At 73.1% G+C, this 23,584-nt stretch carries 24 protein-coding genes and 1 pseudogene; 6 read left to right on the forward strand and 19 right to left on the reverse strand.

The window, feature by feature from the left end:
* The 15 genes from GPJ59_RS15415 to GPJ59_RS15485 all read right to left on the reverse strand — a co-directional run.
* Window positions 1-870, reverse strand: an 870-nt coding sequence (locus tag GPJ59_RS15415; protein ID WP_219667703.1) for a beta-ketoacyl synthase N-terminal-like domain-containing protein, incomplete at its 3' end; no start/stop codon positions are given.
* A 119-nt stretch (window positions 871-989) separates the two neighbouring features.
* Complete coding sequence (locus GPJ59_RS15420; RefSeq protein ID WP_219667704.1) at window positions 990-1,373, reverse strand: hypothetical protein; 384 nt, start codon at window positions 1,371-1,373, stop codon at window positions 990-992.
* Window positions 1,373-1,780 carry a hypothetical protein gene (locus tag GPJ59_RS15425; protein WP_219667705.1) on the reverse strand — a complete coding sequence of 136 codons (408 nt, stop codon included), beginning with the start codon at window positions 1,778-1,780 and terminating at the stop codon, window positions 1,373-1,375. The genes GPJ59_RS15420 and GPJ59_RS15425 overlap by 1 nt, the downstream gene beginning before the upstream one ends.
* Window position 1,781: 1 nt before the next feature.
* Entirely contained in the window at window positions 1,782-2,126 is a 345-nt protein-coding gene (locus tag GPJ59_RS15430; protein ID WP_219667706.1) for a hypothetical protein, read from the reverse strand.
* The gene (locus GPJ59_RS15435; RefSeq protein WP_219667707.1) at window positions 2,123-3,091 is read right to left on the reverse strand and encodes a thioesterase family protein; all 969 of its coding nucleotides are present in this window, start codon (window positions 3,089-3,091) and stop codon (window positions 2,123-2,125) included. The genes GPJ59_RS15430 and GPJ59_RS15435 overlap by 4 nt, the downstream gene beginning before the upstream one ends.
* Complete coding sequence (locus GPJ59_RS15440) at window positions 3,088-3,942, reverse strand: alpha/beta fold hydrolase (protein WP_308120311.1); 855 nt, start codon at window positions 3,940-3,942, stop codon at window positions 3,088-3,090. The genes GPJ59_RS15435 and GPJ59_RS15440 overlap by 4 nt, the downstream gene beginning before the upstream one ends.
* Before the next feature lie 26 nt (window positions 3,943-3,968).
* The gene (locus GPJ59_RS15445) at window positions 3,969-4,853 is read right to left on the reverse strand and encodes a beta-ketoacyl synthase N-terminal-like domain-containing protein (protein ID WP_219667708.1); all 885 of its coding nucleotides are present in this window, start codon (window positions 4,851-4,853) and stop codon (window positions 3,969-3,971) included.
* Window positions 4,850-6,001 (reverse strand): beta-ketoacyl-[acyl-carrier-protein] synthase family protein, encoded by a 1,152-nt coding sequence (locus GPJ59_RS15450; protein ID WP_219667709.1) that lies wholly within the window; start codon window positions 5,999-6,001, stop codon window positions 4,850-4,852. The genes GPJ59_RS15445 and GPJ59_RS15450 overlap by 4 nt, the downstream gene beginning before the upstream one ends.
* Complete coding sequence (locus GPJ59_RS15455; RefSeq protein ID WP_219667710.1) at window positions 5,998-7,263, reverse strand: beta-ketoacyl-[acyl-carrier-protein] synthase family protein; 1,266 nt, start codon at window positions 7,261-7,263, stop codon at window positions 5,998-6,000. Before GPJ59_RS15455 ends, GPJ59_RS15450 begins: the two co-directional genes overlap by 4 nt.
* Window positions 7,264-7,303: 40 nt before the next feature.
* A complete protein-coding gene (locus GPJ59_RS15460) occupies window positions 7,304-7,558 on the reverse strand; it encodes an acyl carrier protein (protein WP_219667711.1) in 255 nt (84 codons plus the stop codon).
* Window positions 7,559-7,682: 124 nt separating this feature from the next.
* The gene (locus tag GPJ59_RS15465) at window positions 7,683-8,450 is read right to left on the reverse strand and encodes an IclR family transcriptional regulator (RefSeq protein WP_308120312.1); all 768 of its coding nucleotides are present in this window, start codon (window positions 8,448-8,450) and stop codon (window positions 7,683-7,685) included.
* Window positions 8,447-9,199: a thioesterase II family protein gene (locus GPJ59_RS15470; RefSeq protein WP_219667712.1), complete on the reverse strand. Its 753-nt coding sequence runs from the start codon at window positions 9,197-9,199 to the stop codon at window positions 8,447-8,449. The genes GPJ59_RS15465 and GPJ59_RS15470 overlap by 4 nt, the downstream gene beginning before the upstream one ends.
* A 78-nt stretch (window positions 9,200-9,277) precedes the next feature.
* Entirely contained in the window at window positions 9,278-10,147 is an 870-nt protein-coding gene (locus GPJ59_RS15475) for an ACP S-malonyltransferase (RefSeq protein WP_258024425.1), read from the reverse strand.
* Window positions 10,148-10,533: 386 nt separating this feature from the next.
* Window positions 10,534-11,322 carry a LuxR family transcriptional regulator gene (locus tag GPJ59_RS15480; protein ID WP_219667714.1) on the reverse strand — a complete coding sequence of 263 codons (789 nt, stop codon included), beginning with the start codon at window positions 11,320-11,322 and terminating at the stop codon, window positions 10,534-10,536.
* 121 nt (window positions 11,323-11,443) lie between these two features.
* Window positions 11,444-12,187, reverse strand: coding sequence for a TrmB family transcriptional regulator sugar-binding domain-containing protein (locus GPJ59_RS15485; RefSeq protein ID WP_219667715.1), 744 nt, complete (start codon window positions 12,185-12,187; stop codon window positions 11,444-11,446).
* 767 nt (window positions 12,188-12,954) lie between these two features.
* Between GPJ59_RS15485 and GPJ59_RS15490 the strand changes: the two genes are divergently transcribed.
* From GPJ59_RS15490 to GPJ59_RS15505, 4 genes are all read left to right on the forward strand, one after another.
* On the forward strand, window positions 12,955-13,623 hold the full coding sequence (locus tag GPJ59_RS15490; RefSeq protein ID WP_219667716.1) for a 4'-phosphopantetheinyl transferase family protein: 669 nt from the start codon (window positions 12,955-12,957) through the stop codon (window positions 13,621-13,623).
* A 176-nt stretch (window positions 13,624-13,799) separates the two neighbouring features.
* Window positions 13,800-16,796: a non-ribosomal peptide synthetase gene (locus GPJ59_RS15495; protein WP_219667717.1), complete on the forward strand. Its 2,997-nt coding sequence runs from the start codon at window positions 13,800-13,802 to the stop codon at window positions 16,794-16,796.
* A 44-nt stretch (window positions 16,797-16,840) separates the two neighbouring features.
* Window positions 16,841-17,764 (forward strand): NAD-dependent epimerase/dehydratase family protein, encoded by a 924-nt coding sequence (locus tag GPJ59_RS15500; RefSeq protein ID WP_219667718.1) that lies wholly within the window; start codon window positions 16,841-16,843, stop codon window positions 17,762-17,764.
* Between the two features lie 58 nt (window positions 17,765-17,822).
* Entirely contained in the window at window positions 17,823-18,245 is a 423-nt protein-coding gene (locus GPJ59_RS15505; RefSeq protein ID WP_258024426.1) for a nuclear transport factor 2 family protein, read from the forward strand.
* A gap of 73 nt (window positions 18,246-18,318) precedes the next feature.
* Here GPJ59_RS15505 and GPJ59_RS15510 read toward each other — a convergent pair whose 3' ends face one another.
* Together GPJ59_RS15510 and GPJ59_RS15515 are read right to left on the reverse strand one after the other, a co-directional pair.
* On the reverse strand, window positions 18,319-19,656 hold the full coding sequence (locus GPJ59_RS15510; RefSeq protein WP_219667719.1) for an AMP-binding protein: 1,338 nt from the start codon (window positions 19,654-19,656) through the stop codon (window positions 18,319-18,321).
* A gap of 141 nt (window positions 19,657-19,797) precedes the next feature.
* Window positions 19,798-20,469 carry a DUF4097 family beta strand repeat-containing protein gene (locus GPJ59_RS15515; RefSeq protein WP_219667720.1) on the reverse strand — a complete coding sequence of 224 codons (672 nt, stop codon included), beginning with the start codon at window positions 20,467-20,469 and terminating at the stop codon, window positions 19,798-19,800.
* A 255-nt stretch (window positions 20,470-20,724) separates the two neighbouring features.
* Here GPJ59_RS15515 and GPJ59_RS15520 point away from each other — a divergent pair, with 255 nt between their 5' ends.
* Window positions 20,725-21,462, forward strand: a complete 738-nt coding sequence (locus GPJ59_RS15520) for a helix-turn-helix domain-containing protein (protein WP_219667721.1) — start codon at window positions 20,725-20,727, stop codon at window positions 21,460-21,462.
* A gap of 97 nt (window positions 21,463-21,559) precedes the next feature.
* Complete coding sequence (locus GPJ59_RS15525) at window positions 21,560-21,778, forward strand: DUF5988 family protein (RefSeq protein ID WP_219667722.1); 219 nt, start codon at window positions 21,560-21,562, stop codon at window positions 21,776-21,778.
* A 175-nt stretch (window positions 21,779-21,953) separates the two neighbouring features.
* Here the strand turns inward: GPJ59_RS15525 and gdhA are convergent, their stop codons facing one another.
* On the reverse strand, window positions 21,954-23,303 hold the full coding sequence (gene gdhA / locus GPJ59_RS15530) for an NADP-specific glutamate dehydrogenase (RefSeq protein WP_219667723.1): 1,350 nt from the start codon (window positions 23,301-23,303) through the stop codon (window positions 21,954-21,956).
* A 146-nt stretch (window positions 23,304-23,449) separates the two neighbouring features.
* A pseudogene (locus GPJ59_RS37440) lies at window positions 23,450-23,584 on the reverse strand (2-oxoacid:ferredoxin oxidoreductase subunit beta); the annotation flags it as partial.

Genomic DNA, 23,584 nt, shown 5'->3' on the forward strand with positions numbered 1-23,584 from the left:
TGGATAAGGGACCGCGGCGACGGCGCCGGGCTCGGCGCCGGCCCGGCGCAGCGCCGCGCGCAGGCAGGAGACCAGGGCGGGCCGGGGGTCGCCGTCGAGGACCACGCCGAGCTCCACGGCGAGGAGTTCGGCGAGCACGGGCTGGTCGGCGTCCTCGGGCGTGTGGGGTTCGACCAGGAGCATCGCGCAGCCCTCGCCGAGCGCCGGAGCGGCCGGGCTGCCGTCCGCCGGCTGCTCGCCGCTGTGGTGCTCCAGCCAGGCCCGGGCCTGGCTGAACTCCTCGGCGGCGCCGCACAGCACCGTACGGGCGCGGCCCGAGCCCAGCAGCCGGCGCGAGTAGTTCAGGGCGTGCAGGCCCGCGGTGCGCCCGCCGGCGATGGTGGCGTTGGGGCCCTTGAGGTTGAACCAGATGGCGCTCTGGCCGGCGGCGCAGTTCATCACCGTGTTGGGGAAGCGGGCCGGGTCCACGAAGAAGGGCTGCTCGCCGGTGAGGGAGTCGCGGGTGAAGTCCATCATCGACTGGGCGCTGCCGGTGGTGGTGCCGAGCGCGAACGCGGCGCCCTCACCGGTGCCGACGGCGCGGTTGCGCGCCGAGTCGTCCAGCAGGGAGCCGGCGGCGGCGACGGCGAGGCCGGTGACCCGGTCCATCGAGCGGGTGCCCTTCTTGCCGAGCACCTCCCGGACGGCGAAGCCGGGCACCACGTGGCCCACCCCGCCGGGGGTGGTGCCGTGCTCGGGGCCGAGCTCGGTGACGGCCCTGCGCCGCTCCCGCAGGCCGTCGGCGAACGCGGCCCTGCCGATGCCGTACGGCGACACGGCCGACCAGGCGGTGATCACCGGTCGTCCGGTGCCCGTGGTGAGGGTGGTCATGACCGTCACGTGTTCCTTCCGTTCGGGATGGTCGTCGTCAGTCGTCGGGGTCGTCCGGACCGTCGACGTCTTCCGGGTCGTCGACGTCTTCCGGGTCGTCGATGTCGTCGCCGGCCCGGTCACAGGAAGACGACCATCCGGTAGTCGATCCAGCGGGCCGCGGTCTCTCCGGCCGCGGTCAACCGCACGCCCTCGACCAGCGGGCGCGCCGCGCCCAGGGTCGCGATGTCGGGCTCCTCCACGAGGACGCCGACTCCCGCGGCCAGCAGGGTCTTCAGGCCCGCCCGGGGGTCGGTGAGGGTGTCCACGGTCCGGTTGCCCAGCCGTACGGCGGGCACCGGGCCGGCGTCCACGGCGTAGCCGACCGCCGAGCCGCGCAGCAGGATGTCCAGGCCGCCGAGCTGGCGGTGCAGCTCGGTGGCCAGGTAGAGCTCGTCGAAGAACTGCTTCTCCAGCGCGCCGCGGTAGCCGCGCTCGATGATGGCCAGCACCCGGCCGTCCATCAGATCACCCCCAGGTGCAGGGTCTTGTCGGCGGCCGCGACGTTGGCGGCGTAGCCGGCGGGCGGGCGGAGCACCACCTGGGGAAGGTGGTCCACCGCTCCCCGGTCGTCGCTGCAGAAGCGGCAGCCGTACCAGTACAGCCGGCCTTCCCAGGCGGTGAGCAGCTCCTCCACCAGCGCCGCGGTGGAGGGGTACTCCCGGTTCCAGTCGGCCAGGTTGCGCGGCTTGTCGGAGCCGAGGCCGCGCTGGGTGAGCATGGTCGCGTAGCCGCAGGTCCACACCTGTACGGTGGCACCGCGCTCCAGGAGGGACTGGGTCAGCCGCAGGGCGGTGAGGACCTGGTCCGATGCGTGGGGGGCACCCATGAGGGTGATGAGCACGTCCGTGTGCGGGATCTGCCTGGCCACTTCAGTGCCACACCACCCGGACGGCTGGATCGAGGATCCAGCCCGCCACCACGTCCATGCCTACGACGTGCAGTTCGGGGCGGAGCGCCGCCGTGTCGAGCCCGGCTTGCGCCAGCGAGAAGCTGTCCGCGGCGAGCACTCCGCCCTCCTTCTGGAACCGGTCCAGGTCACTGTCGCTGCCGGGGACGGCGAGCACGACCCCGTCCTGGACCAGGAAGAGAAGCGCCGACTGCCCGGTGATCACCTGGGTGACCGCGTCGCGCCGGAAACCGGCGTCCTGCGCGACGCGGCCCTGGCTCTCGATGAGCAGCAGCCGGGGGGTGCCGCTCTCCCAGATCTCGCTCACGCCTGCGGCACCCCGTTGACGGCGTCGAGCACGCGCTGGTCGAAGTTGACCAGGCTCCAGTCGCGGCGGTTCTCGATGACGGCGTAGCCGTGCACGATGCGGCCGGTGGCGGTCTTGACGAGCTTGCCGTCGCGCAGGACGTAGAAGTCCATGCGGGAGGTGTAGGTGAAGTCCTTGAAGACCTCCTCGACGGTGTAGACCGTGTAGAGGTCCTCCTCCATCAGCGCCTCGTCGAGGATGCGGATGTCGGAGCGCGGCACGACCGGGATCCAGCGGCGGTCGTCCAGGAGGGTCTTGATGGAGATGCCGCGGTCCGCGACGAAGCGGTCCTTGCCCTCCTCCATCAGGCGCAGGTAGCCCGACATCTGGATGCGCTCGGTGAAGTGGCAGTACGGGTACGGGATGTTCCACTTCCAGGCGTACGCGTTCTGCCCGGCGGTGAGGGAGGCGAGGATCTCCTCCTCGGCGGGGGCCGCGGCGGGCTCCTCGCGCTCCAGGTCGTCGCCGAGCGTGGCGACGGCGAAGCGGGCGAGCTGCTCGGGGACCTCGCCGGCCGCCTCCAGGTAGGTGTCGATCCGCAGGGAGACGCGGACCTTGGAGGTGACGGCCTTGAGGGTCTCACCGCCCCGCTCGAACCGGATGGTGACCTTGAACCCGATGGTCCCGTCGGTGTCCTTCGTCCACGGCACGACCTCGGCCTCTGCGGTGTCGTCCATGTGGAAGGCGTGCAGGATGCGGCTGTCGATGCTGACCAGGTCCAGGCCCAGGCCGTGCTCCTCGTACAGCGCGCGGGCGGGCAGCCCGGTCTGGCGGAAGTGGTCCAGGACGGCTTCCTCGACGAGGTAGTTGACGTGCTTGAAGCCGATCCACGTGCAGATGTTGGACCCCTCGTAGCGGGGGCGCACCGTGGTGGTGGTCGCGGTGGTGAGCAGCGCCTTGACGGCGGTGTCCGTGACGAGGGTCATCGCTGGAGCTCCAGGGCGTCGGTGAGGGCCCTCCCGCGCGGCGCGGCGGGACCCAGGGTGGTGTGGACGAACTCGCTCACCGCGGCGGCGAAGACGTCCGCCGCGTCGAGCATCGGGAAGTGCCCGCTGCCGGGCAGGACACGGGCGACCGCGTCCGGGAGGGCCTCGGCGAGGGTGACGGCCTCCTCGGGGCGGGCCGCGAAGTCGGTCTCGCCGCCGAGCACCAGCGTCGGGACGGTGATCCGGCTGGTGTCCAGGGAGGGCGTGCGCAGGTACAGGTCGAAGAACCGGAACCAGCCGTAGGGGCCGACCCGGTCGCGGACCCGCTCCCCCATCGCCGCCTGGATGTCGGCGGGCACCCGGCCGCCCGAGTGGGCCCGGATCCCCTCCTCCATGATCAGGTGGAAGTCGTTGAGGTAGTACGTGATGGTGTCCCAGTCGAAGTGTTCGGCGCGGGCCCGGTAGAAGGGCGACACCAGGACCAGGGCCCGGATGCCGAACTGGCGCAGGCCGTCGGCCCCGCCGCGGACCTTCTGGTCGAGGAGGTCGAGCAGGACGTTGGCCGCCATGGAGTGGGCGACGACCACCTCGGCCCCGCCGGGGACCGCCTCCAGCGCCTTGGCCAGCCAGCCGCGCAGGTTGGGCTGCTCGTCCCAGTCGGCGATGGTCTCCGTCCGCCAGGGCAGGCGGGCGGTCCACAGCTGGAAGTCGGCGGGCAGCTCGGGCAGCGCGCGCTCCCAGACGCTGTCGTTGGCGGCCAGGCCGTGCAGCAGCAGGACGCGCGGTCCGCCCCGTCCTTCGGTGCGCCGCTCGACGGCGACCGGGCGCAGGTCCACGTGCGTGTTCACCACGGCTTCCTCCTCCTCTGCCGCCGCGCTCACGCCGCTCGCGGGGCGAGCAGCAGCAGGTCCGCGCGGGCGTCGCCGTCGGCGCTGCCGGCCACCGCCTGGACGGGGCCGGACTCCCCGGAGTCGAAGAGGCCGACGGCGGCGGCGACCTGGAGCAGGCCGTGGGCGCCGGAGGCGGTCCCGAGGTGCTCGGGCAGCTGCCAGCGGCGGCCGGCCTCGGCGCTGTCGGCGGCGCCCCGGCGGTAGGGGCCGACGACGGCCCGGACGGTCGCGGAGCGCAGCTCGGCCGCGGTGCGGGACTCCAGCACCAGGGCGGCGCCGCCGTCGACGGCGTGCCCGCCGCCGAGCAGCCGGCGTACGACCTCGTTGTCGGGCTCGACGCCGAGGACCAGGACCCGCTCGGTACGGCCGGCCGCGATCATCGTGGCGGCCCAGTGGACGGCGTCCAGGCCGGAGGTCTCGCCGTTGCAGACCATCAGGTTGGGGCCGCGCAGCCCGTAGCGGATGGCCGCGGAGGACGCGACGACGTTGCTGGAGGCGTTCGGCAGGTCCATCGGGGAGGTGGCCGTGACGGTCTCCTCGCGGATGGTGTCCAGCGCCCGGGCGACGGTGTCGAGGTTGCCGAAGTTGGAGCTGGCGACCACGCCGACGCTGGCGGCGGGGACGGACAGGCCGTCCTTCTCGTCGGCGCCGAGCAGGCCGGCGTCGCGCAGGGCGGCGGCGGTCAGGGCGTAGCCGAGCTGGGTGGCGCGGTCCTTGTAGCGCAGGCCCTTCCTGCCGACGTGGGCCGCCGGCTCGACGGGGGCGCCGCCGGCCGCCGGGCCGTCGGCCAGGGCGCGTACGGTGTCGGCACCCGGCAGCAGGACGGCTGCGCCGGTGACCACCACGGTGGTGTCGAGGCTCTGGGCGGTCATCGGATCCCCTCCACTATGGCGACGGCGTTGATCCCGCCGAATCCGAAGGCGTTGAGCTGCGCCACCTTCAGCGGCTGGTCCACGGCCGGCTGCCCGGTGACGAAGCGGAACGGCGCGGCCTCCTCGACCGGCTCGTCCAGGCCCACGGTCGGCGGCACCCGGCCCTCGTTCAGGGCCTGGACGCCCACGATCAGGTTGATCAGGCCGGACGCCCCGGAGGTGTGCCCGGTCATCGACTTCACGGCGGTCATCAGCGGCACCGAGGCGTCGTCGCCGAGCACGTCGGCGAGCGCGGTGGCCTCCGCCTCGTCGTTGAGGAGGGTGCCGGTGCCGTGCAGCATCACCAGGTCCACGTCGGACGGCTTGACGCCGGCGAGCTTGTGGGCGGCGCGCATGGCCTGGGCGATGCCCTCCGGGGAGGGGGCGGTGACGTGGTAGGCGTCGCAGTTGACGGCGACGCCACGCAGGTGGCCGTAGACCCGGTCGGTGTCCTCGGCGCTGCGGCGCAGCACGATGGCGGCGGCTCCGTCGCCCATCAGGACGCCGGTGCGGTTGCGGTCGAAGGGCCGCACCCGGTCGGGCGGGGTCGGGTGGACGCGCTCCAGGAGCCCGTACATCGACTCGGTCAGGACGTCGACACCGGCGACGATCACGGTGTCCGGGGCGTCCTCGCCCTCCTGGCTGAGCAGGTCGCTGCCGAGGGCGAGGGCGTAGAGGGAGGCCGAGCAGGCGTTGGAGAAGGTGTGGGTGACGTCGGCGTTGAACCGCTCGCGCAGCCCGGTGCCGAAGTGCAGCCCGGAGTCGGCGAAGGGGGACCCGTCACGCCACCACAGCTCCAGCGAGCGCAGCTCGCGCAGGCCGGTGCCGACCAGGATCGGGATGCCGGAGAGGTCCTCCCCCAGGCCCGCGTCGGCGGCGGCCTGGGCGATGGCCTCGTGCAGCAGCCGGCTGGCGCGGCCGGGTACGTCCTCGCCGACGGCTGGTCGGTCGTCGACCTCGTAGGCGTGCTGGGCGCGGAACCGGGTGCGGTCGAAGCCGCGCAGCTCGGCGCGGCCGCTGATGCCAGCGCACAGGTTCTCGAAGAGTTCACCGACACCGGAGCCGGTGGCGGCGACGGCGCCCATCCCGACGATGGGGCGGATCGTCATGACGCCTCCTTGATCGCGTCGTACCGGCCGAGCAGCACCGCCGCGTTGTTGCCGCCGAAGGCCAGACCGTTGTTCTGGACGATCCGCAGGTCTGCCTCGACGGCCTGGTTCGGCACGCAGTCGACGTCGCACTCGGGGTCGGTGGTGACATGGTTGATGGTGGGGGGGATGAAGCGGTTCTGGATGGCCAGGGCGCAGCCGATGGCGCCGAGGGCGCTGGCGGCGCCCATGCTGTGGCCGAGCATCGACTTCATCGAGACGGTGCGGGGCGGGTTGTCGCCGAAGACCTGGCGGATGGCGCCGACCTCGGTGATGTCGTTGGCCTTGGTGCCGGTGCCGTGCGCCGAGATGAGGTCCACCTCGTGCGGTGCGACGCCGGCGTTGTCCAGGGCCAGGCGCATCAGTTCGGCGACGCTGTCCCGGTCGGGGGCGACCTGGTGGTGGGCGTCGCAGTTGAGCCCGTAGCCGAGCACCTCGGCGTAGATGGTCGCGCCGCGTTCCAGGGCGGAGTCGAGGCGCTCCAGGACCAGGACGCCCGCGCCCTCGCCGGTGAGGATGCCCTTGCGGTCGATGTCGAAGGGCTGGCAGCGGTCGGGGGCGATGGTGCCCAGCCGGTAGAAGCCGGTGAAGGTCTTGCGGCACATCGCGTCCGCGCCGCCGCAGAAGGCGAACTCCGCCTCGCCGGAGCTGACGGCGTCGAAGCCGTAGCCGATGGCGTAGTTGCCGGCCGAGCAGGCGGTGGGGATGGTGAGCGCCTCGACGTCGGTCAGGCCCAGTTCCTGGGCCACGGCGACCGACAGCCGCCCGGCCGGCACGCGCCGGGCGGCCACGGGGTCGAAGGCGCCCACGCCGTCGGCGAGCTCCCGCTCGACCAGCTGGTCGAGGTCGTAGCTCTCGCCGTCGGTGGTGCCGATGGAGATCAGGCCGCGCTGCGTGCGCAGCCGCGTCAGGTCCAGGCCCGAGTCCTCCAGGGCCATCCGGGCGGCGGCCGCGGAGAACTGCGCGGCCCTGCCGAGTTGTTCCACGTCCAGCGTGGTGATCCATTCGCGCGGATCGAAATCCGTGATCTCGCACCCGTTCGCGTGGGCGAATCCCTCCGTCTCGAACACGGAGATGGGCCGGGCACCGCTGCGGCCTTCGCGGAGTCCCTGGAGGAACTCCTTCGCGCCGAGTCCGATGCTGGACACCACTCCTAGTCCGGTGAGAACCACCCGGTGCCGCTCCGGCCGTGTCCGGCCGGTGCCGCGCTCTGCCGCTGTCATGGCAACCTCTCCATCCGCCCGCAGGACCTGGACCGACCGACTACCAGCCGGCCGGCTCCGAGACGACCTCGTAGACGCCCTTGAGGTTCACCATCCGGGGCAGCTCGCTCTGGTTGATGACGATGCCGAACTCCTTCTCCAGGGCGGCGAGGATCTCGATCGCGCGGAGGGAGTCGGCGTCGTGGTCCTCCTTGAAAAGGCTGACCTCGGTGACCTCGTCCTCCTCGATCTCGAGAATGTCGCAGACGATTTCCTTGATGGTCTCGAGACGCTCGTCGCGCGTAGCAGTGGTCACGCTTTTTCTCCTTCACGGATTTCGCCGCCGAGCGCGGCGCACTTACTCGCACAGGAATGGTGCGGGCGGGGTTTCTTTTCTCACAACGGCGGCTGCAACAACCTGCCAATGCCGCCGGGGGAATTCAGGTGCCGGGCCGGCCCGCGGGCGTCGACCCGTCCCGGCCGGGCAGCAACGCGTCACCGAGGGCGACAGCCGCGTCCACCGCGGCGCCGCTCAGCGCGCGGTCGGGGGCGGCGGGCATCCGGGCGGACCGGCCCGTCAGCACCAGGGCGGCGGCCACCCCGCCCGTCCCGGTACGCACCGGTACGGCGAGGGACACGGCCCCGGGCACCATCGGCTCGTTGCCGTACGCCCAGCCCTGTCGGCGCACCAGTGCCAGGTGCGCCGCGGTGAACCGGGCCCGGCACAGGCCTTCGTAGAGCTCCTCGGGCTCCTCCCAGGCGAACAGCACCTGGGCGGCCGGGCCGGCCGAGGCCGGCCGGGCGGTGCCCACCGCGTCGGTCTCCGGGCCCGCGACGCCGACGGACGCGGCGGCGACGCAGATCTGCAGCGTGCCGCGCCGGCGGTAGAGCCGGGCGTCCAGGCCGGTCCTGGTCCGCAGGTCCGCGAGGACCGGCGCGGCGGCCTGGGCCAGCCGGTCGCGGCGCGCCTCCACGGAGAGCAGCCCGAGCCGGGGGCCGAGCACGAACCGGCCCTGGACGTCGCGGGTGAGCATGCCGAGCCGCTCCAGGGCGACCGCGATGCGGTGGGTGGTGGGACGGGACATGCCGCTGAGGGTGACCAGCTCGGCCAGCGTGGCCGGGCCGCCCTCCACGATGTCCAGCAGGACGGAGGCCTTGTCGAGGACCCCCACCCCGGACATCGGCCGGGCCAGGACCGCGGTGCTCACCGCTGCGCGGCCAGCCGTGCGCGGATGTCCTGAAGGAGTGCGTCGCGCTCGTCCATGAGATAGAAGTGCCCGCCGGGCAGCACCTTCAGGTCGAAGCCGCGGGGCGCGAGGCGGGCCCAGCCGGCGACCTGGTCGGGGGTGATGTCCGGGTCGCCGTCGCCGACGTAGCCGACGACCGGGCAGCCGAGGGGGCGGCCCTCGCGCGCCGCGTAGCGGGCGACGGCGGTGAAGTCGGCGCGGATCGACGGGAGCACCAGCTCGCGCAGGTCCTCGTCGTCGAGCAGCGCGGAATCGGTGCCGCCGAGCCGCTTGACCTCGGCCAGGATGTCCTCGTCGGTGCCGAAGGCCGCGGAGCGGGGCGTGAGCAGGTGGGGGGCGCGGCGGGCGGAGACCATCAGCAGCGCCGGGGCGATGCCGTGCCGCTCGGCCAGGATCAGGGCGATCTCGTAGGCGAGGGTGGCGCCCATGCTGTGCCCGAAGAGCGCCAGCGGGGTGTCCGTGTACGGGGTGAGTTCGGCGGCGACGGCGGCGGCCAGCTCCTCCAGCTCCGTCCACGGCTCCTCGGCGATGCGCTCCTGGCGGCCGGGGTAGCGTACGGCCATCACCTCGACGTCCTCGCCGAAGGCGTGCCCCCAGGAGTGGAAGAAGCCGGCCGAACCGCCGGCGTGCGGCAGACACAGCAGCCGCAGCCGGGGCGGCGCCGCGGTGGCGTATCTGCGCAGCCAGATACTGTCGGTGCCAAGTGCCATGGTGCGTGGGTCTCCTCTTTCTCGGGGGCTCGGTCCGCCTCCGGGACGCTCGGTGCCGAGCTCACAGGGGCGGGCAGGTCAGGCCAGGGCCGCCGGGCGGTCCAGGGACACGGTCTCGGTGTCCGGGGCGATCCGCCGGATCAGGCCGGCCAGCGTGCGGCCCGGCCCGAGCTCGACCAGCCGGCGGCAGCCGAGCGGGCCGACGAGGGTGCGTACGCCCGGCTCCCACAGCACCGGGGAGGTGAGCTGGCGCTCGCACAGATCGGGCCAGTCGCAGTCGCCCGCGTACGCCGCGGCGTCGACGCCCGCCACCACCGGCAGGTGCGCGGGGGCGAAGGCGGTGCCGCGCAGGGCGGTGCGCAGGGCCTCGGCGGCCGGGGCCATGAAGGGGCTGTGGAAGGCGCCGCCGACCTTGAGCCGGATCATCTTGGCGCCGATCGAGGGACCTTCGGCCTCGATCCGGTCGATGGCCTCGGGAGAGCCGGAGAGCACGGTCTGGCCCGGGGCGTTGACGTTGGCCACCCAGACCTCCAGGCCCTCCGCCCGGATCCGCCCGGTGAGCTCCTCGACGTCGTCCAGGGGGGCGGCGACCAGCACGCCCATGGTGCCGGCCCGTCCTTCGGCGGCCCCGCGCATGGCCCGGCCGCGGGCGGCGACCAGGGCGGCGGCGGCCGGGACGGTCAGGGCGCCGGCGGCGGTCAGCGCACTGTACTCACCGAGGCTGTGCCCGGCGCAGGCGACCACCCGCTGCCCGTCGAAGGCCCCCGTGCGCAGCGCCTCCGCGTGGGCGACGACGGAGACCGTGAAGACGGCGAGCTGGGCGAGGTCGGTCCGCCGCAGCTGCTCGTCGGGAGTGTCCAGGAGCAGGCCGGCGACATCCTCGCCGGCGGCCTCGGAGATCTCCTCGGTGAGCTTCCAGGACGGGGCGTCCCGCCAGGGTTCGCCCATTTTCTCTTTCTGTGTTCCCTGGCCCGGAAACACCAGGCCTATCGGCAACCGGTCCACTGACCCGCCTTCCGCACCGTAATTCCGACGGGGGCACGGGGATCCGTGACGCGCGGTACCGCGGCATTTACGGATCCCCGTGCACCGGCGGCATTGCGGATCGGGGGTCTCCGCAGCCGCCGGGAAGGATGTTCCGGGCATCGCGGGGACACCCGGCTCCCTTTCCTGGCGGCCATACAACTGCCGTCGCCGGGCGGGCGGCAACAGCGCTTTCAGGAAGCTGCCAGCGGCTCGTCGGCCGCGGGTACGGACCCGCGTCGGCCGCGCGTACGGACCCCCGTCGGCCGCGCGTACGGTCCGCGTCGGCCGCGGGTACGGCGGTACTCGCGTCAGACGCGGGTACCGCCGCCCGGCACGGCCGGCCCGGGCGGCAGCAGGCCCAGCGAGGCGGCCCGTACGCCGGCCTGGAAGCGGGACTGGGCGCCGAGCAGGGCCATGATCTCGGCGACGTGCCGGCGGTAGGTGCGCACCGAGACCGTGAGTTCGCGGGCGGCCACCTCGTCGGTGACCCCGGCGCGCAGCGCGCCGAGGATCTGCCGGGCCAGTGCGGCCCGGTCGCGGTCGCCGAAGACGATCCGCTCGCCGGCGGGCACGGCGTTGCGCCAGATGCTCTCGAAGAGCGTGCCGAGGGTGTGCAGGACCTCCGGGGCGCGGATCATCGAGGCCCGGACGCCGGCCGCGGACTCGGCCATCACCAGTGCGCTGCTGCCGTCGACCAGCAGGGCCTGGAGCGGGGGGACCCGGGCCACCCGGATCGCCACCGGCCGGTCCAGCGCGAGCTGTTCGCGGACGAAGTCCTCGTCGACCAGGACCGGACTGGTGAGCAGCCGCACCGAGACCCCGTCGGCCGTCTCGTAGATCAGGTTGCGCTCGGCCCGGTCCCGGCGGGCGGACTCCTCCTCCGCGCCGGGCAGCCGGGCGTCGACGATGTCGATGGTCCGCACGGCGCTGCGGATCAGGTTCGCCGCGGTGTGCAGGACGGGCGCGTAGCCGCCGTCGACCGTGGCGATCTGCTGCTCCCGGACGCTGCGGTCGCGGTGGATGGCCACCGTCGACTCGATCAGGGCCCGTACTTCCAGCAGCGCTTGTTCCAGCTCGTCCTCGGTCGCGTGCGACACGCGGCACTCACCATCCCCGTTGGTGTTCTTGTCCTGCGGCGCGGGCCGGTTGGTCGGCCGGTCCGCGTCATCCCCGTGAAAAGCCTCCCCGTACCCCTGAAGGGTGCCCGGCGGCCCCTGCCTACTCCGCGAGCAGCCCCAGTTCCACGGCGCGTACCCCCGCCTGGAAGCGGGAGTTGGCGCCGAGCTCGCGCATGATGTCTGCGACGTGGCGGCGGTAGGTACGAAGGGAGACGTTGAGGTCGCGGGAGGCGGCGTCGTCGGTGTAGCCGTCGCGCAGCCGCTCCAGGATCCGGCGGGTCAGGTCGGTGCGCAGCTTCGGGCTCAGAGCCAGGTGGTCGTCGAGCTTGCGGCCGCGGGACCAGGCCCCGGCGAACAGCAGTTCCAGGGCACGCACCGCGGCGGCGTCGTTGACGAGGGTCGCCTGCCCCTTGGCGTTGCCCGCGCCGGTCCGGACCAGTGCGGAGGCGCCGTCGACCACCACGATGTCGCGCAGTTCGGCTTCGCAGACGCGTACCTCGAACCGCGCGCCGGGCATGCGCGTGAGCAGGGCCAGGGAGCGGTCGGCGACCTCGGGGGCGCACAGCAGTCGCACCACGAGCCCGGACTCCAGCGAGCCCAGCGCCTTGCGGGCGATGTGGTGGAAGGCCTCGCTGCCGGTGATGGCGACGCAGACCGAGTGGCGGGCGCTGCGGACGAGCTCCTCGACGGCCTCGCCGAGCACGGCGACGTCGGTGTGCGGAGCGGCGGGCGCGGAGGCCGGCCGCTTGCGGTACAGCGAGACGGTGGACTCGATGAGGGCCCGGGCCTGCAACAGGGTCCGCTCCACGTGTGCGGCGTGGTCGGAGGGCTCTGCTTCCGGCATCCCTTCGTGTGTTCCTTCCACGTCTGCGGGCCTGATGGCGGCACCTGTCACTGCATCCCCCTTGCCGGACCGGTGGCAGGACGCTGCGGCCGGCCCGTCTCCCCGCGAAAATGGATGTGTGCTCAACATTTGAATCAAGCAACATTCGGCCGGCTATCGAGCGTCGTCCAAGCTCAGACACTAGTTCGCTGAATCGTGACCAGTCAACAAGATCCCGGCGAACGCAAGACGACGCGCGCACAGATGTCAACCCCAGTTTTTTTTCGGCGACTACGACGAGATTTTCCAGCCGCGATGGCAGCAAGCTGCACCCACCCACCGGAACGAAAACCGCCACTTCCGCTTGCATCACGGGCTGCGCATCCGTTCTCACGGTGCGTGCCGACGGTGTCCGGTTCCGGCCAAGTCACCCCGGCGCGAGGCCCCCTCAAGCGGAGTTCGAGCCTACGGTGACCCCTGTGACCACACGCCACACGGGGACGGATCAGCTCACGAATGCGCCAATCTTCGACACCAACGATGCCATTGTGTGGTGGTGGCCGGTACCGACCGGCCGGTACCGGAGCAATGATCTCGAACTTCTCGACGAGAGCGAGGTGTCGCGGGCGCAGAATATGAAATCGCGGGACGCCCGGGCGGAGTTCATCACATGCCGGGCAGCGGTCAGGCGTGCCCTTTCCGAGGCACTCGGTGTGCCGGCGACCGATATTTCCCTCGGCCGCCTCCCCTGTCCCGGATGCGGCAGCGCGGAACACGGTCCTCCGGCGGTGGAGTTCCCCGCCACCACCTGGCAGTACAGCGTCGCCCACACCGACGGGCTGGGCATGCTCGCCCTCTCCCCCTTCCGGGTCGGCATCGACGTGGAGCACGTCCGGCCGCTCGACGCCGAGCGGTTCGACTTCCTCGTACTCACCCCGGCCGAACGCCGAGCCGTGTACGCACTGCCCGAGGGGGACGCGCGGACGCTGGCCTTCCTGCGCTGCTGGACCCGCAAGGAGGCCGTGCTCAAGGCGGTCGGGGTCGGCATCGCCGCGGAGCTGACGGCGCTGGAGACCGGGTCGGAGGGGCTCGCGGAAGGCTTCGCGGGCGGCCTCGCGGAGAACCTCGGGGGCGGCCTCGCGGACGGACTTGCGGAGGGCCTCGCGGAGGGCCTCGCGGGCGGCGACGGCGCCGCGCACGTCGTCGCCACGGCGCACGACGGCGGCCTGCACGGTCTCGACACGGCGCACGACCGCGGCCTGCACGGTGCCGACACCGCGCACCCTGTCCACGCCGGGGACCTCGTCGACACCGCGCCCCTCGGCTTCCCGGGCTCCTGGCGGACCACCGCCCTCGCCGTGCCCGACGGCTGGGTGGCCACGATCGCGCTGCCCGCGGGCGCCGACCGGCTGCCCGCCGTACGTCGATTGCCCTCCGTACGCCGACTCCGAGCCTGACCGCGGTCCTCCTCCCCCGACCCGCGGTGCACCGCCCCCGAAGGGATCCGCGCCCCGCCACCCCCGCGGCCCGGCCCTCCACCCCCACGCGTCAGCGGACGACGACGTCCGCGTCCTTCATCGATTCGGCACGCACGCCGCCGGCGGCGTGCCGCGAGACCAGGAGACAGACGACCGTGTTTTCCCCGCAGCCCCCCACCAGCGCGCCCGCGACCACCACGCACCGGGCCGCCGCATCCGGGGCCACCGGCCCGGCCACTCTCACCGACCTGCTGCTGACCGCCGCCGAGCGGCACCCCGGCGCGGGCCTGCGGCACTGCCGCGGCGCCGCCCACCTCGGGTACGAGGTCCAGAGCTACCCCGAACTCCTGGACCGGGCCCGCCGGATCCTGGCCGGACTGCGGGCGCGCGGGCTGCGCCCGCAGGACAGGATCGTAATGGTCCTGGAGCGTTCGCAGGACTTCCTGCCCACATTCTGGGCAGCCGTGCTGGGCGGCTTCCTGCCCTGCCCGATGGCGGCCCCGGCCGGCGATCCGGCGGCCTTCGCCGAGCGGCTGCGCCACGTGGGCGCCTTGCTCGGCGGGCCGTTGACCGTCACCACCGCCGCCCTCGCCGGCCGGCTGCCGGCGGCCGAGGGGCTGTCGGTGGTCGCGCTGGAGGAACTGGAGGGGCCGCAGAAGCCGGAGGAGCCGGCGGAGCTGGAGGAGCCGGGGGAGCCGGGGCAGCCGGGGCAGCCGGGGCAGCCGGCGGACCTTCAGGGGGCGGGGGCCGCCGACGGGCTGCACCGCGCCGCGCCCGGCGACACGGCCGTGCTGATGCTGACCTCCGGCTCCAGCGGCGCGCCCAAGGCGGTCATGCTCAGCCACGCCGCCCTGCTGGCCTCCATGGCCGCGAAGAACGGCCACCAGCGGCTCACCGCCGCCGACACCACCTTGAACTGGGTCTCCTTCGACCACGTCGCCGCGCTCCTGGAGTGCCACCTGCTGCCGCTGTCCACCGGCAGCAGCCAGGTGCACGCCCCGGCCTCGGCCGTGCTCGACGACCCGCTGGAGTTCCCGCGCCTGATCGACCGGCACGGTGTGACGATGACCTTCGCGCCCAACTTCCTGCTGGGCCTGGTCGGTGCGGCCGCCGGCCGGCTCGCCGACACCGGCGAGAGCCTCGACCTCAGCCGGCTGCGGCATGTCGTCAGCGGCGGGGAGGCCGTGGTCGTCCCGACCGGGGAAACGTTCCTTCGCGCCCTTGCCCCGTACGGCCTCGCCCCCGACGCCCTGTGGCCGGCCTTCGGGATGACCGAGACCTGCGCGGGCAGCGTCTACTCCCGCGGCGCCTTCCCCGAGGCCGACCGGGACGCGGAGTTCGCCCACCTCGGCACCCCCGTCGAGGGGCTGGCGATGCGGGTCGTGGACGAGGACGGGCGGGTCCTGCCCGCGGGCGAGCCCGGCGAGCTCCAGCTGCGCGGCCCGATGCTGACCTCCGGCTACTGGAACGACCCGCAGGCCACCGCCGAGGCCTTCACCGCCGACGGCTGGTTCCGCAGCGGCGACCTCGGCCGCATCGACGACGGCCGGCTGACCCTGGTCGGGCGCAGCAAGGACAGCGTCATCGTCAACGGCGTCAGCTACTTCAGCCACGACGTCGAGTCCGTGCTCGAACGGCTCGACGGCGTGACCCCCACCCTGGTCGCGGCCTTCCCCACCCGCCCGGCCGGCAGCGACACCGAGCAGCTCGTGATCGCCTTCACGCCCGACCTGCCCGCCGGCGACGAGGCCGGCCTGCACCGGGTGCTCACCGCCGTCCGCAGCACCGTGGTGATGCACTGGGGCTTCCGGCCCGCGCTGGTGCTGCCGCTGCCCGCCGAGGCCTTCCCGAAGACCAGCCTCGGCAAGATCCAGCGCGCGCACATGCGCCGCAGCCTGGAGGCGGGTGCATACGAGCCCCAGCGGCGGGCCGCGGCCGAGCTGCGCGAGCGCATGTCGGGCGGCTGGACCGCGCCCGAGGGGCCCGTCGAGCAGGTGCTCGCGGGGATCTACGGCGAGATGTTCGGCGTCGACCCGGCCACCGTCAGCGCCACCGCGAGCTTCTTCGACCTCGGCGGCACCTCCCTCGACATCCTGCGGCTGCGCGCCAAGGTGGCGCAGCGGCTGGGGGTGGCCGGGCTGGAGGTGGTCACCGTGCTGACCGCGCCCACGGTCCGCTCGCTCGCCGCCCGGCTGGCCGGCCGGACCGGGACCGGTGCGGCGCTGCCGGCCACCGCCGGAGCGGGAGCCGGCGACGGGACGGCGGCCGGCGCCCGCCCGTACGACCCGGTCGTGCCGCTGCAGACCACCGGCGCCAAGACCCCGCTGTTCTGCGTCCACCCGGGCGTCGGCGAGGTCCTGGTCTTCGTCGGGCTCGCCGCGTACTTCGCGGGCGACCGCCCCTTCCACGCCCTGCGCGCCCGCGGCCTGGCCGACGGCGAGAAGCCCTTCGCCACCTTCGAGCAGATGGTCGACACCTACGTGGACGCGATCCGGGCCCGCCAGCCGCACGGCCCGTACGCCCTGGCCGGCTACTCGTACGGGGCCGCGGTCGCCTTCGAGATCGCCAAGGTCCTCCAGGAGCAGGGCGAGCGGGTCGACTTCGTCGGCAGCTTCAACCTGCCGCCGCACATCAAGTACCGGATGGAGGAGCTGGACTTCACCGAGACCGCCACCCATCTGGCGGCCTTCCTGGACCTCGTCGACGCGGAGCAGGCCGCCCTGCTCCCGGCCGAGCTGCGCGGGCTGCCCCGGGAGGCGCAGGTGGCCCGCCTGATCGCCCTCGCCCCGGCCGGGCGGCTGGCCGAACTCGACCTGGACGAGGAGAAGTTCGCCGCCTGGGCGGAGGTCGCCGACGCGCTGACCGACCTGGGCCGCAGCTACGAGCCGTCCGGGACGGTGCGTTCCATGAGCGTGTTCGTCGCCGATCCGCTGCGCGGCACCCGCGAGGACTGGCTGGAGCGCGAGCTGCGCCGCTGGGACGAGCACACCACGGAACCCAACCGCTACCTGGCGGTGTCAGGGGAGCACCATACGCTGATGGGACCGCGCCATGTGGCCTCCTTCCAGGCCGTCCTGCGCGCGGAGCTGGACCGGTGCATGGCCGGGGCCGACGCCGCCCGCGCGGCCGCGGCCGGCCTGCGCACGAGTTGACGAGCACCACACGTACGATCGGACACGGGGGAGAGAAGCGAAGGATGAAGGGCAAGAAGATACTGGTCACCGGCGGCACCGGGCAGGTGGCCCGACCGGTCGCGCAGGCCCTGGCCGCGGACAACGAGGTCTGGTGCATCGGCCGGTTCGGTACGCCGGGTGTCGAGCGGGAGCTCGCCGACGCGGGGATCACCACCTGGCACTGGGACATGGCCGACACCTCGGACCACGCCTTCAAGGGGCTGCCCGAGGACTTCACGCACGTGCTGCACTCCGCGGTGGACCGCGGCGAGGACGGCGACTTCAACCGGGCCGCCGAGGTCAACACCGTGGCCACCGGCCGGCTGATGACGCACTGCCGCACCGCGGAATCGTTCCTGTACGTCTCCACGGGCGCCCTGTACGCCCGCCGGACGCTGGACCACGCCTATACCGAGGACGACCCGGTGGACGGCTCGGCCGACTGGCTGCCCGCCTACCCGATGGCCAAGCTCGCCACCGAAGGCGTGGTCCGCGCCTTCGCCCGGGTGCTGGGCCTGCCCGCCACCATCGCCCGCCTCAACATCGCGTACGGGCCGGGCTCCTACGGCGGCGTACCGATGCTCTACTTCAAGCAGATGCTGGCCGGGGCGCCGATCGCGGTGCCGCTCCAGGGGCAGAACTGGTGCTCGCTGCTGCACACCGAGGACCTGGTCGCGCACGTGCCGCACCTGTGGCAGGCCGCGTCGGTCCCGTCGACGGTGGTCAACTGGGGCGGCGACGAGGCGGTCGGCGTGACCGACCTGCTGCGCCACATCGAGGCGCTGACGGGTGTCGAGGCGCGGCTGGTGCCGAGCGAGGTCACCCGGGAGACGTACCAGTTCGACCCCACCCTGCGCCGGTCGCTGACCGGGCCCTGCCGGGTGGACTGGCGGGACGGCATCGAGCGCACCCTGCGCGCGCTGCACCCGCAGCACGTCACGGCCTGAGAGACCTTTTCGGCTTCATCCATTTCATTGGCAACGGGGGATACCAAAGATGACGATCATGATGCCAACGACGGCTGCCGCGACTTCCGACGAGAACCTGGCCCTGATCCGGCGCTCCTACCGCGCCTTCCACGAGCGCGACGTGGCCGCCCTGCTCGGCACCCTGCACCCCGAGGTGGAGTGGGTCCACCCCGACGGGATGGCGGAGTACGGCCTCGGCGGCACCAAGCACGGCCACGCCGGCGTACGGGAGTTCCTCTCCCGGGTACCCGCCGTCCTGGGCGGGATGCGGCTGGAGCCGCAGGAGTTCGTGGCCTCCGGCGACCGGGTGGTGGTCTTCGGCGTCCGCCAGGTCACCTCGGTCCGCGGGACGACCAAGACCCTTCCCTTCATCCACTCCTGGACCCTTCGGGACGGGGTCGCGGTGCGGATGGAGGACATCTTCGACACGGTGGTCTTCCGGCGCCTGATCGAGAGCTGAGGCGACGGGACGTCAGCGAGCCGGGAGGGTCGGGGCGTTAACGGCGTTAACGGCGTTAACGCCGTTGCCCCCGTCACCGCTCCGACTCCCCCAGCAGCAGCCGCTTCTGCGGCTTGCCCATCGCGTTGCGCGGCAGCGACGCGACGAAGCGGACCTCGCGCGGGCGCTTGTGCACCGACAGGTGGGAGGCGACGAAGTCGGTGAGTTCGGGGCCGGTGACGCCCTCGGCGACGACGAAGGCCACGATCCGCTGGCCCAGGTCCGCGTCGGGTACGCCGACCACGGCAGCCTCCGTGACCTTGGGGTGGTCCAGCAGGGCGTTCTCGATCTCGCCCGCGCCGATCCGGTAGCCGCCGGACTTGATGAGGTCGACGGAGGCGCGGCCGACGATGCGGTGGACGCCGTCCTCGTCGACCGCCGCGATGTCGCCGGTCCGGAACCAGCCGTCCTCGGTGTAGGCGGCGGCGGTGGCCTCGGGCCGGCCGAGGTAGCCGGCGAACAGGGTGGGACCGGTGAGCTGGAGCTCTCCGATCTCGGCGCCCTCCTCGGCGGCGATGCGGGTGCGGATCCCGGGCAGCGGGGTGCCGACCGTGCCGGGGCGGACCTCCCCGCCGGCCCGGCCGCTGACGGTGATCAGGGTCTCGGTCATGCCGTACCGCTCGACCGGGCGGTGGCCGGTGAGGTGTTCGAGGTCCCGGAAGACCGGGGCGGGCAGCGCGGCGCTGCCGGAGACCAGCAGGCGGGCGGGGGCGAGGGCGGCGGCCGCCTGCGGGTCCGCGGCGATCCGCGACCAGACGGTGGGCACGCCGAAGTAGAGGCTGCCGCCGGCCTTCGCGTACGCCCCGGGGGTGGGGCGGCCGGTGTGCACCAGGCGGCTACCGGTGCGCAGCGCGCCGAGCACGCCGAGGACCAGGCCGTGCACGTGGAACAGCGGCAGGCCGTGCACCAGGGTGTCCTCGGCGCTCCACTGCCAGGCCTCGGCCAGGGCGTCGAGGTCGGCGGCGAGCGCGGCCCCGGTGAGGACCACGCCCTTGGGGGCGCCGGTGGTGCCCGAGGTGTAGAGGACGAGCGCGGGGTCCTCGGGGGCGGGCGCAGGGCCGCCGAAGTCGGCGCGGCGGGTGAGGTCGACGTCGATCGGGTGCGCTCCGGAGTCGCGCAGGATGTGCTCGCGCTCGGCCGGGCCGGAGTCGGGGGGCAGGGGCACCACGGGTACGCCGGCCAGCAGGCCCCCGACGACCGCCACGACCGTCTCCAGCGACGCGGTGGCGGTCACGGCGACGGCCGGGCGGCCCGCGACGTCCGCGGCGACCGCGCCCGCCGCGGCGAGGAGTTCCTCGTAGGAGGCGGTGCGTCCGGCGATCTCGACAGCGTCCTTGCGGTCTCCGTACGCGCCCTCAAGTGCCGTGAGCACGGTGCTCCCCTCTGTGGTCCGTGATCCCCAAGGCTGCCGGAAGGCACCCCCGGCCCGCCACCCCTGACCCGGCCGGACCGACCCCTGATGCGGTCGGACCGACCCCTGCCGGCCGGGGGGCGGGCACGGCGCACGGGGCGGTCACAGGCTGCGGGCGGTGATGTCGCCGTAGGCGGTGGTGGCGTGGACGGTCAGGCCGGCGGCGGCGCCGTCGGTGTTGGTGAGCGCGTTGTGGATCCGGCCGTAGGAGGTCCCGGCGTCGAGGGTGGCGCTGACGCCGCGGGCGGCGCCGACCGTGATGTCGCCGTGCTGGGTGGTGAGGCTGACCGCGCCGCGCACGGCCTCGGCGATACGGATGGCGCCCTTCTGGGTGTGGATCTCGGCGGGGCCGCCCAGGCGGCCGACCTCGATGTCACCGGCCTGGAGGGTGATGCGGGCTCCGGCGGTCTCGTCGAGCTTGACCTCGGCCTGTGCACCCTCGAGGACGACCTCGCCGAGTCGGCCCACGCCGCGGAGCTCGGCGGCGGCCGCCTTCGCCTCGACGCGGGAGCCGGCGGGCAGCTGGACGGTGACCTCGACGGAGCCGGAGCTGCCCAGGATCCGGTTCGCCGACGCCGGCGCCTCGATCCGCAGGACACCGTCGGCGAACGCGACCTCGATCCGCTCCGCCGCCTTCACGTCACTGCTCTTGGACGCGTTGGCGGGCAGGACCTCCACGGTGGTGTCGGCCCGGTCGGCGGCGATGAACCGGATACGTCCCGCGGGGATGTCGAGGACGGCCGAGACCGGGGCGGGGGTGTCGAACTTCTGCATCGTTCTCTCCTTGTCGCAGTGCTGCGGACCCCTTCGGCCCGCTGCTTTCTGACAGGCGAAAAGCTACGTTGCGTTCGCGGATGAGGCAACACATTCGTTGCAGCCGAATGATATAAATGCAGGTCAGAGCCGATTAATCGTTGCGATGGATTCAAAGTTAACGCAACATCACCCCTCACATGCGTTGCAATGGACTGAGGTTGAACGCTATGCTCCCGATATCGGCGGCCGCACAGGACCACGAAGGAGACCGCGATGCCGGGAGGCAGACTCACCCAGCAGGAACGCCAGCAGATCGCGCTGGGGCTGGCCGACGGCCTCGCCTACGCGGAGATCGCCCGGCGCCTCGAACGCCCCACCTCGACCGTCACGCGCGAGGTGATGCGCAACGGCGGCCCCACCGCCTACCGCGCCGACATCGCCCACCGCGCCACCGAGCACCGCGCCCAGCGGCGCCGGCAGGCCGCGCCCCGCGGACCGCAGGCGCCCCCGCAGGCCCACGGGCGCGACCCCGAGGCGGTGCGCGCGTACGAGGAGTTGTTCACCACCGTCCTCATGCAGACGGGCCTGTCCAACAAGATGATGTGCCGGGTGCTGGTCTGCCTCTACACCACCGACGAGGGCAGCATCACCGCGTCCGAACTCGTCCAGCGCCTCCAGGTCAGCCCGGCGTCCATCTCCAAGGCGGTCGCGTTCCTGGAGAGCCAGGGCCTCGTCCGCCGGGAGCGCGACGAACGCCGCCGCGACCGCTACATCGTCGACGACGACGTCTGGTACCAGTCGATGATGTCCAGCGCCCGGTCCACCGTTCAGCTCGTCGAGACCGCGCGGCAGGGCGTGGGCGTCCTCGGCGCCGACACCCCGGCCGCCGCCCGCCTGGAGAACATCGCCCGCTTCCTCGACTTCATAGCCGAGAGCATCACCCGTGCGGCGGAGCAGGCCCGCGAGGTCCTCCACACGCAACCCGGGACGACCCCGGACAGCACCGCCTGAGCCGCGTGGACGTTTAGAGCCGCTTTAGCAGGGACGCTGATCCTGGCCCCGCAGTGAGGTCGCTGCCTCCGTTTCCGCGCCCCAAGGGAGAGGCCCCATGAAGACAAAGACGCCCAACGTCATCCTGCGCGGCGGTCCGGCCCAGGAGCTCGCTCCCGAGGACCGGGTCCGTTACGTCTCGGACACCACCGACAAGGTCAAGGTGCTCTGGGGAAACCGGTACGAGCACTTCTCGCCGACCGAGGGCACCGTGACCGAGGAGGAACTGGAGCTCCTCGTCTACCAGCACAGCGGGTACACCTACGTCGCCGAGTAGGGGCGCGCGAGTCCCGCAGAAGGGCACACCCACCCCCCACACACGCACGCACGAGAAGCCGCCCGCGCGCACTGCGCGCGGGCGGCTCTCGTCGTCCGCTCCCCCGCCGGCGAAGACTCTTCGGCGGCGGGGGCTTTCCGGCGGCCGGGGCCTTCCGGCTGCGGGCAGCGGGCGGCTAGATCACGCCCTGGGCGAGCATCGCGTCCGCGACCCGCTCGAAGCCGGCGATGTTGGCTCCCGTGACGTAGTCGCCCGGGGCGCCGTAGCGCTCGGCCGTCTCGTGGCAGACCTGGTGGATGTCGCGCATGATGCCCGCCAGCTCCTCCTCCACGCGCTGCGAGGTCCAGGCGCTGCGCGCGGCGTTCTGGCTCATCTCCAGGGCGCTGACCGCGACCCCGCCGGCGTTGGCCGCCTTGCCCGGGCCGAAGGCGACCCCGGCCTCCTGGAAGAGCCGGACCGCTTCCGGCGTGGTGGGCATGTTGGCGCCCTCGGAGACCGCCTTGACCCCGCTCGCGATCAGCGCGCGGGCGTCGTCGGCGCCGAGCTCGTTCTGGGTCGCCGAGGGGAACGCGACCTCGCCGGCCACCTCCCAGACCCGGCCGCCCGGCACGAAGCGGGCCGAGGCTCCGCGCCGCTCGGCGTACGCGCCGACCCGGCCCCGCTCGACCTCCTTGATCTGCTTGAGCAGGTCGAGGTCGATGCCCTTGTCGTCGACGACGTAGCCCTCGGAGTCCGAGCAGGTGATGGGGTACGCGCCCAGCTTCTGGAGCTTTTCGATGGTGTAGAGGGCGACGTTGCCGGAGCCGGAGACGACCGCGGACCGGCCGTCGAGCCCGAGGCCCTGGCGCTGGAGCATCTCCGCGGCGAACAGCACGCTGCCGTAGCCGGTGGCCTGCGGGCGGATCTGCGAGCCGCCCCAGCCGGTGCCCTTGCCGGTGAGTACGCCGGCCTCCCAGCGGTTGGTGATCCGCCGGTACTGGCCGAACAGGTAGCCGATCTCCCGGCCGCCCACGCCGATGTCGCCGGCCGGCACGTCGGTGTGCTCCCCGATGTGCCGGTGCAGCTCGGTCATGAAGGACTGGCAGAAGCGCATCACCTCGGCGTCGGAGCGGCCGCGCGGGTCGAAGTCGCTGCCGCCCTTCCCGCCGCCGATGCCGAGGCCCGTCAGGGCGTTCTTGAAGATCTGCTCGAAGCCGAGGAACTTCACCACGCCGATGTCCACCGACGGGTGGAAGCGCAGGCCTCCCTTGTACGGGCCGAGCGCGCTGTTGAACTCCACCCGGAAGCCGCGGTTGACGTGCACGGTGCCGTGGTCGTCCTGCCACGGCACGCGGAAGACGATCTGCCGCTCGGGCTCGGTCAGCCGCTCGACCAGGCCGGGCACGGCGTACTCGGGGCGGGCCCGGAACACCGGCGCCAGGGTGTCGAGCACTTCGCGTACCGCCTGGTGGAACTCCGGCTGCGCGGGGTTGCGCCGCTCGATGCCGGCGCGCAGCGAATCCAGCCTGTCCTTGGGATCCTTCACGATGTGTCCCTCCTGAGGGGGGTGTCGGGTGTGCTGGTGCGCACCGCGCACGCGGCGGTGGGCCTTCGCCCGCCGCGATGTCGTACAGGGTCCGTCCCTGCGGTCGGGCGGGACTCGATCCACGCCCGAGGACGGTGTGGGAGGCCTCAGCCGGCGACGGTCCAGGTGTCGTTGCCGGCGAGGAGGGTGGCGAGGTCGCCCTTGCCCTTCTGTTCGACGGCGGTGTCGAGCTGGTCGGCCATGAGGGTGTCGTAGACGGGGCGTTCGATGGTGCGGAAGAC

It is taken from the genome of Streptomyces bambusae (genome assembly GCF_019400985.1).
Lineage (GTDB): Bacteria > Actinomycetota > Actinomycetes > Streptomycetales > Streptomycetaceae > Streptomyces > Streptomyces bambusae_A.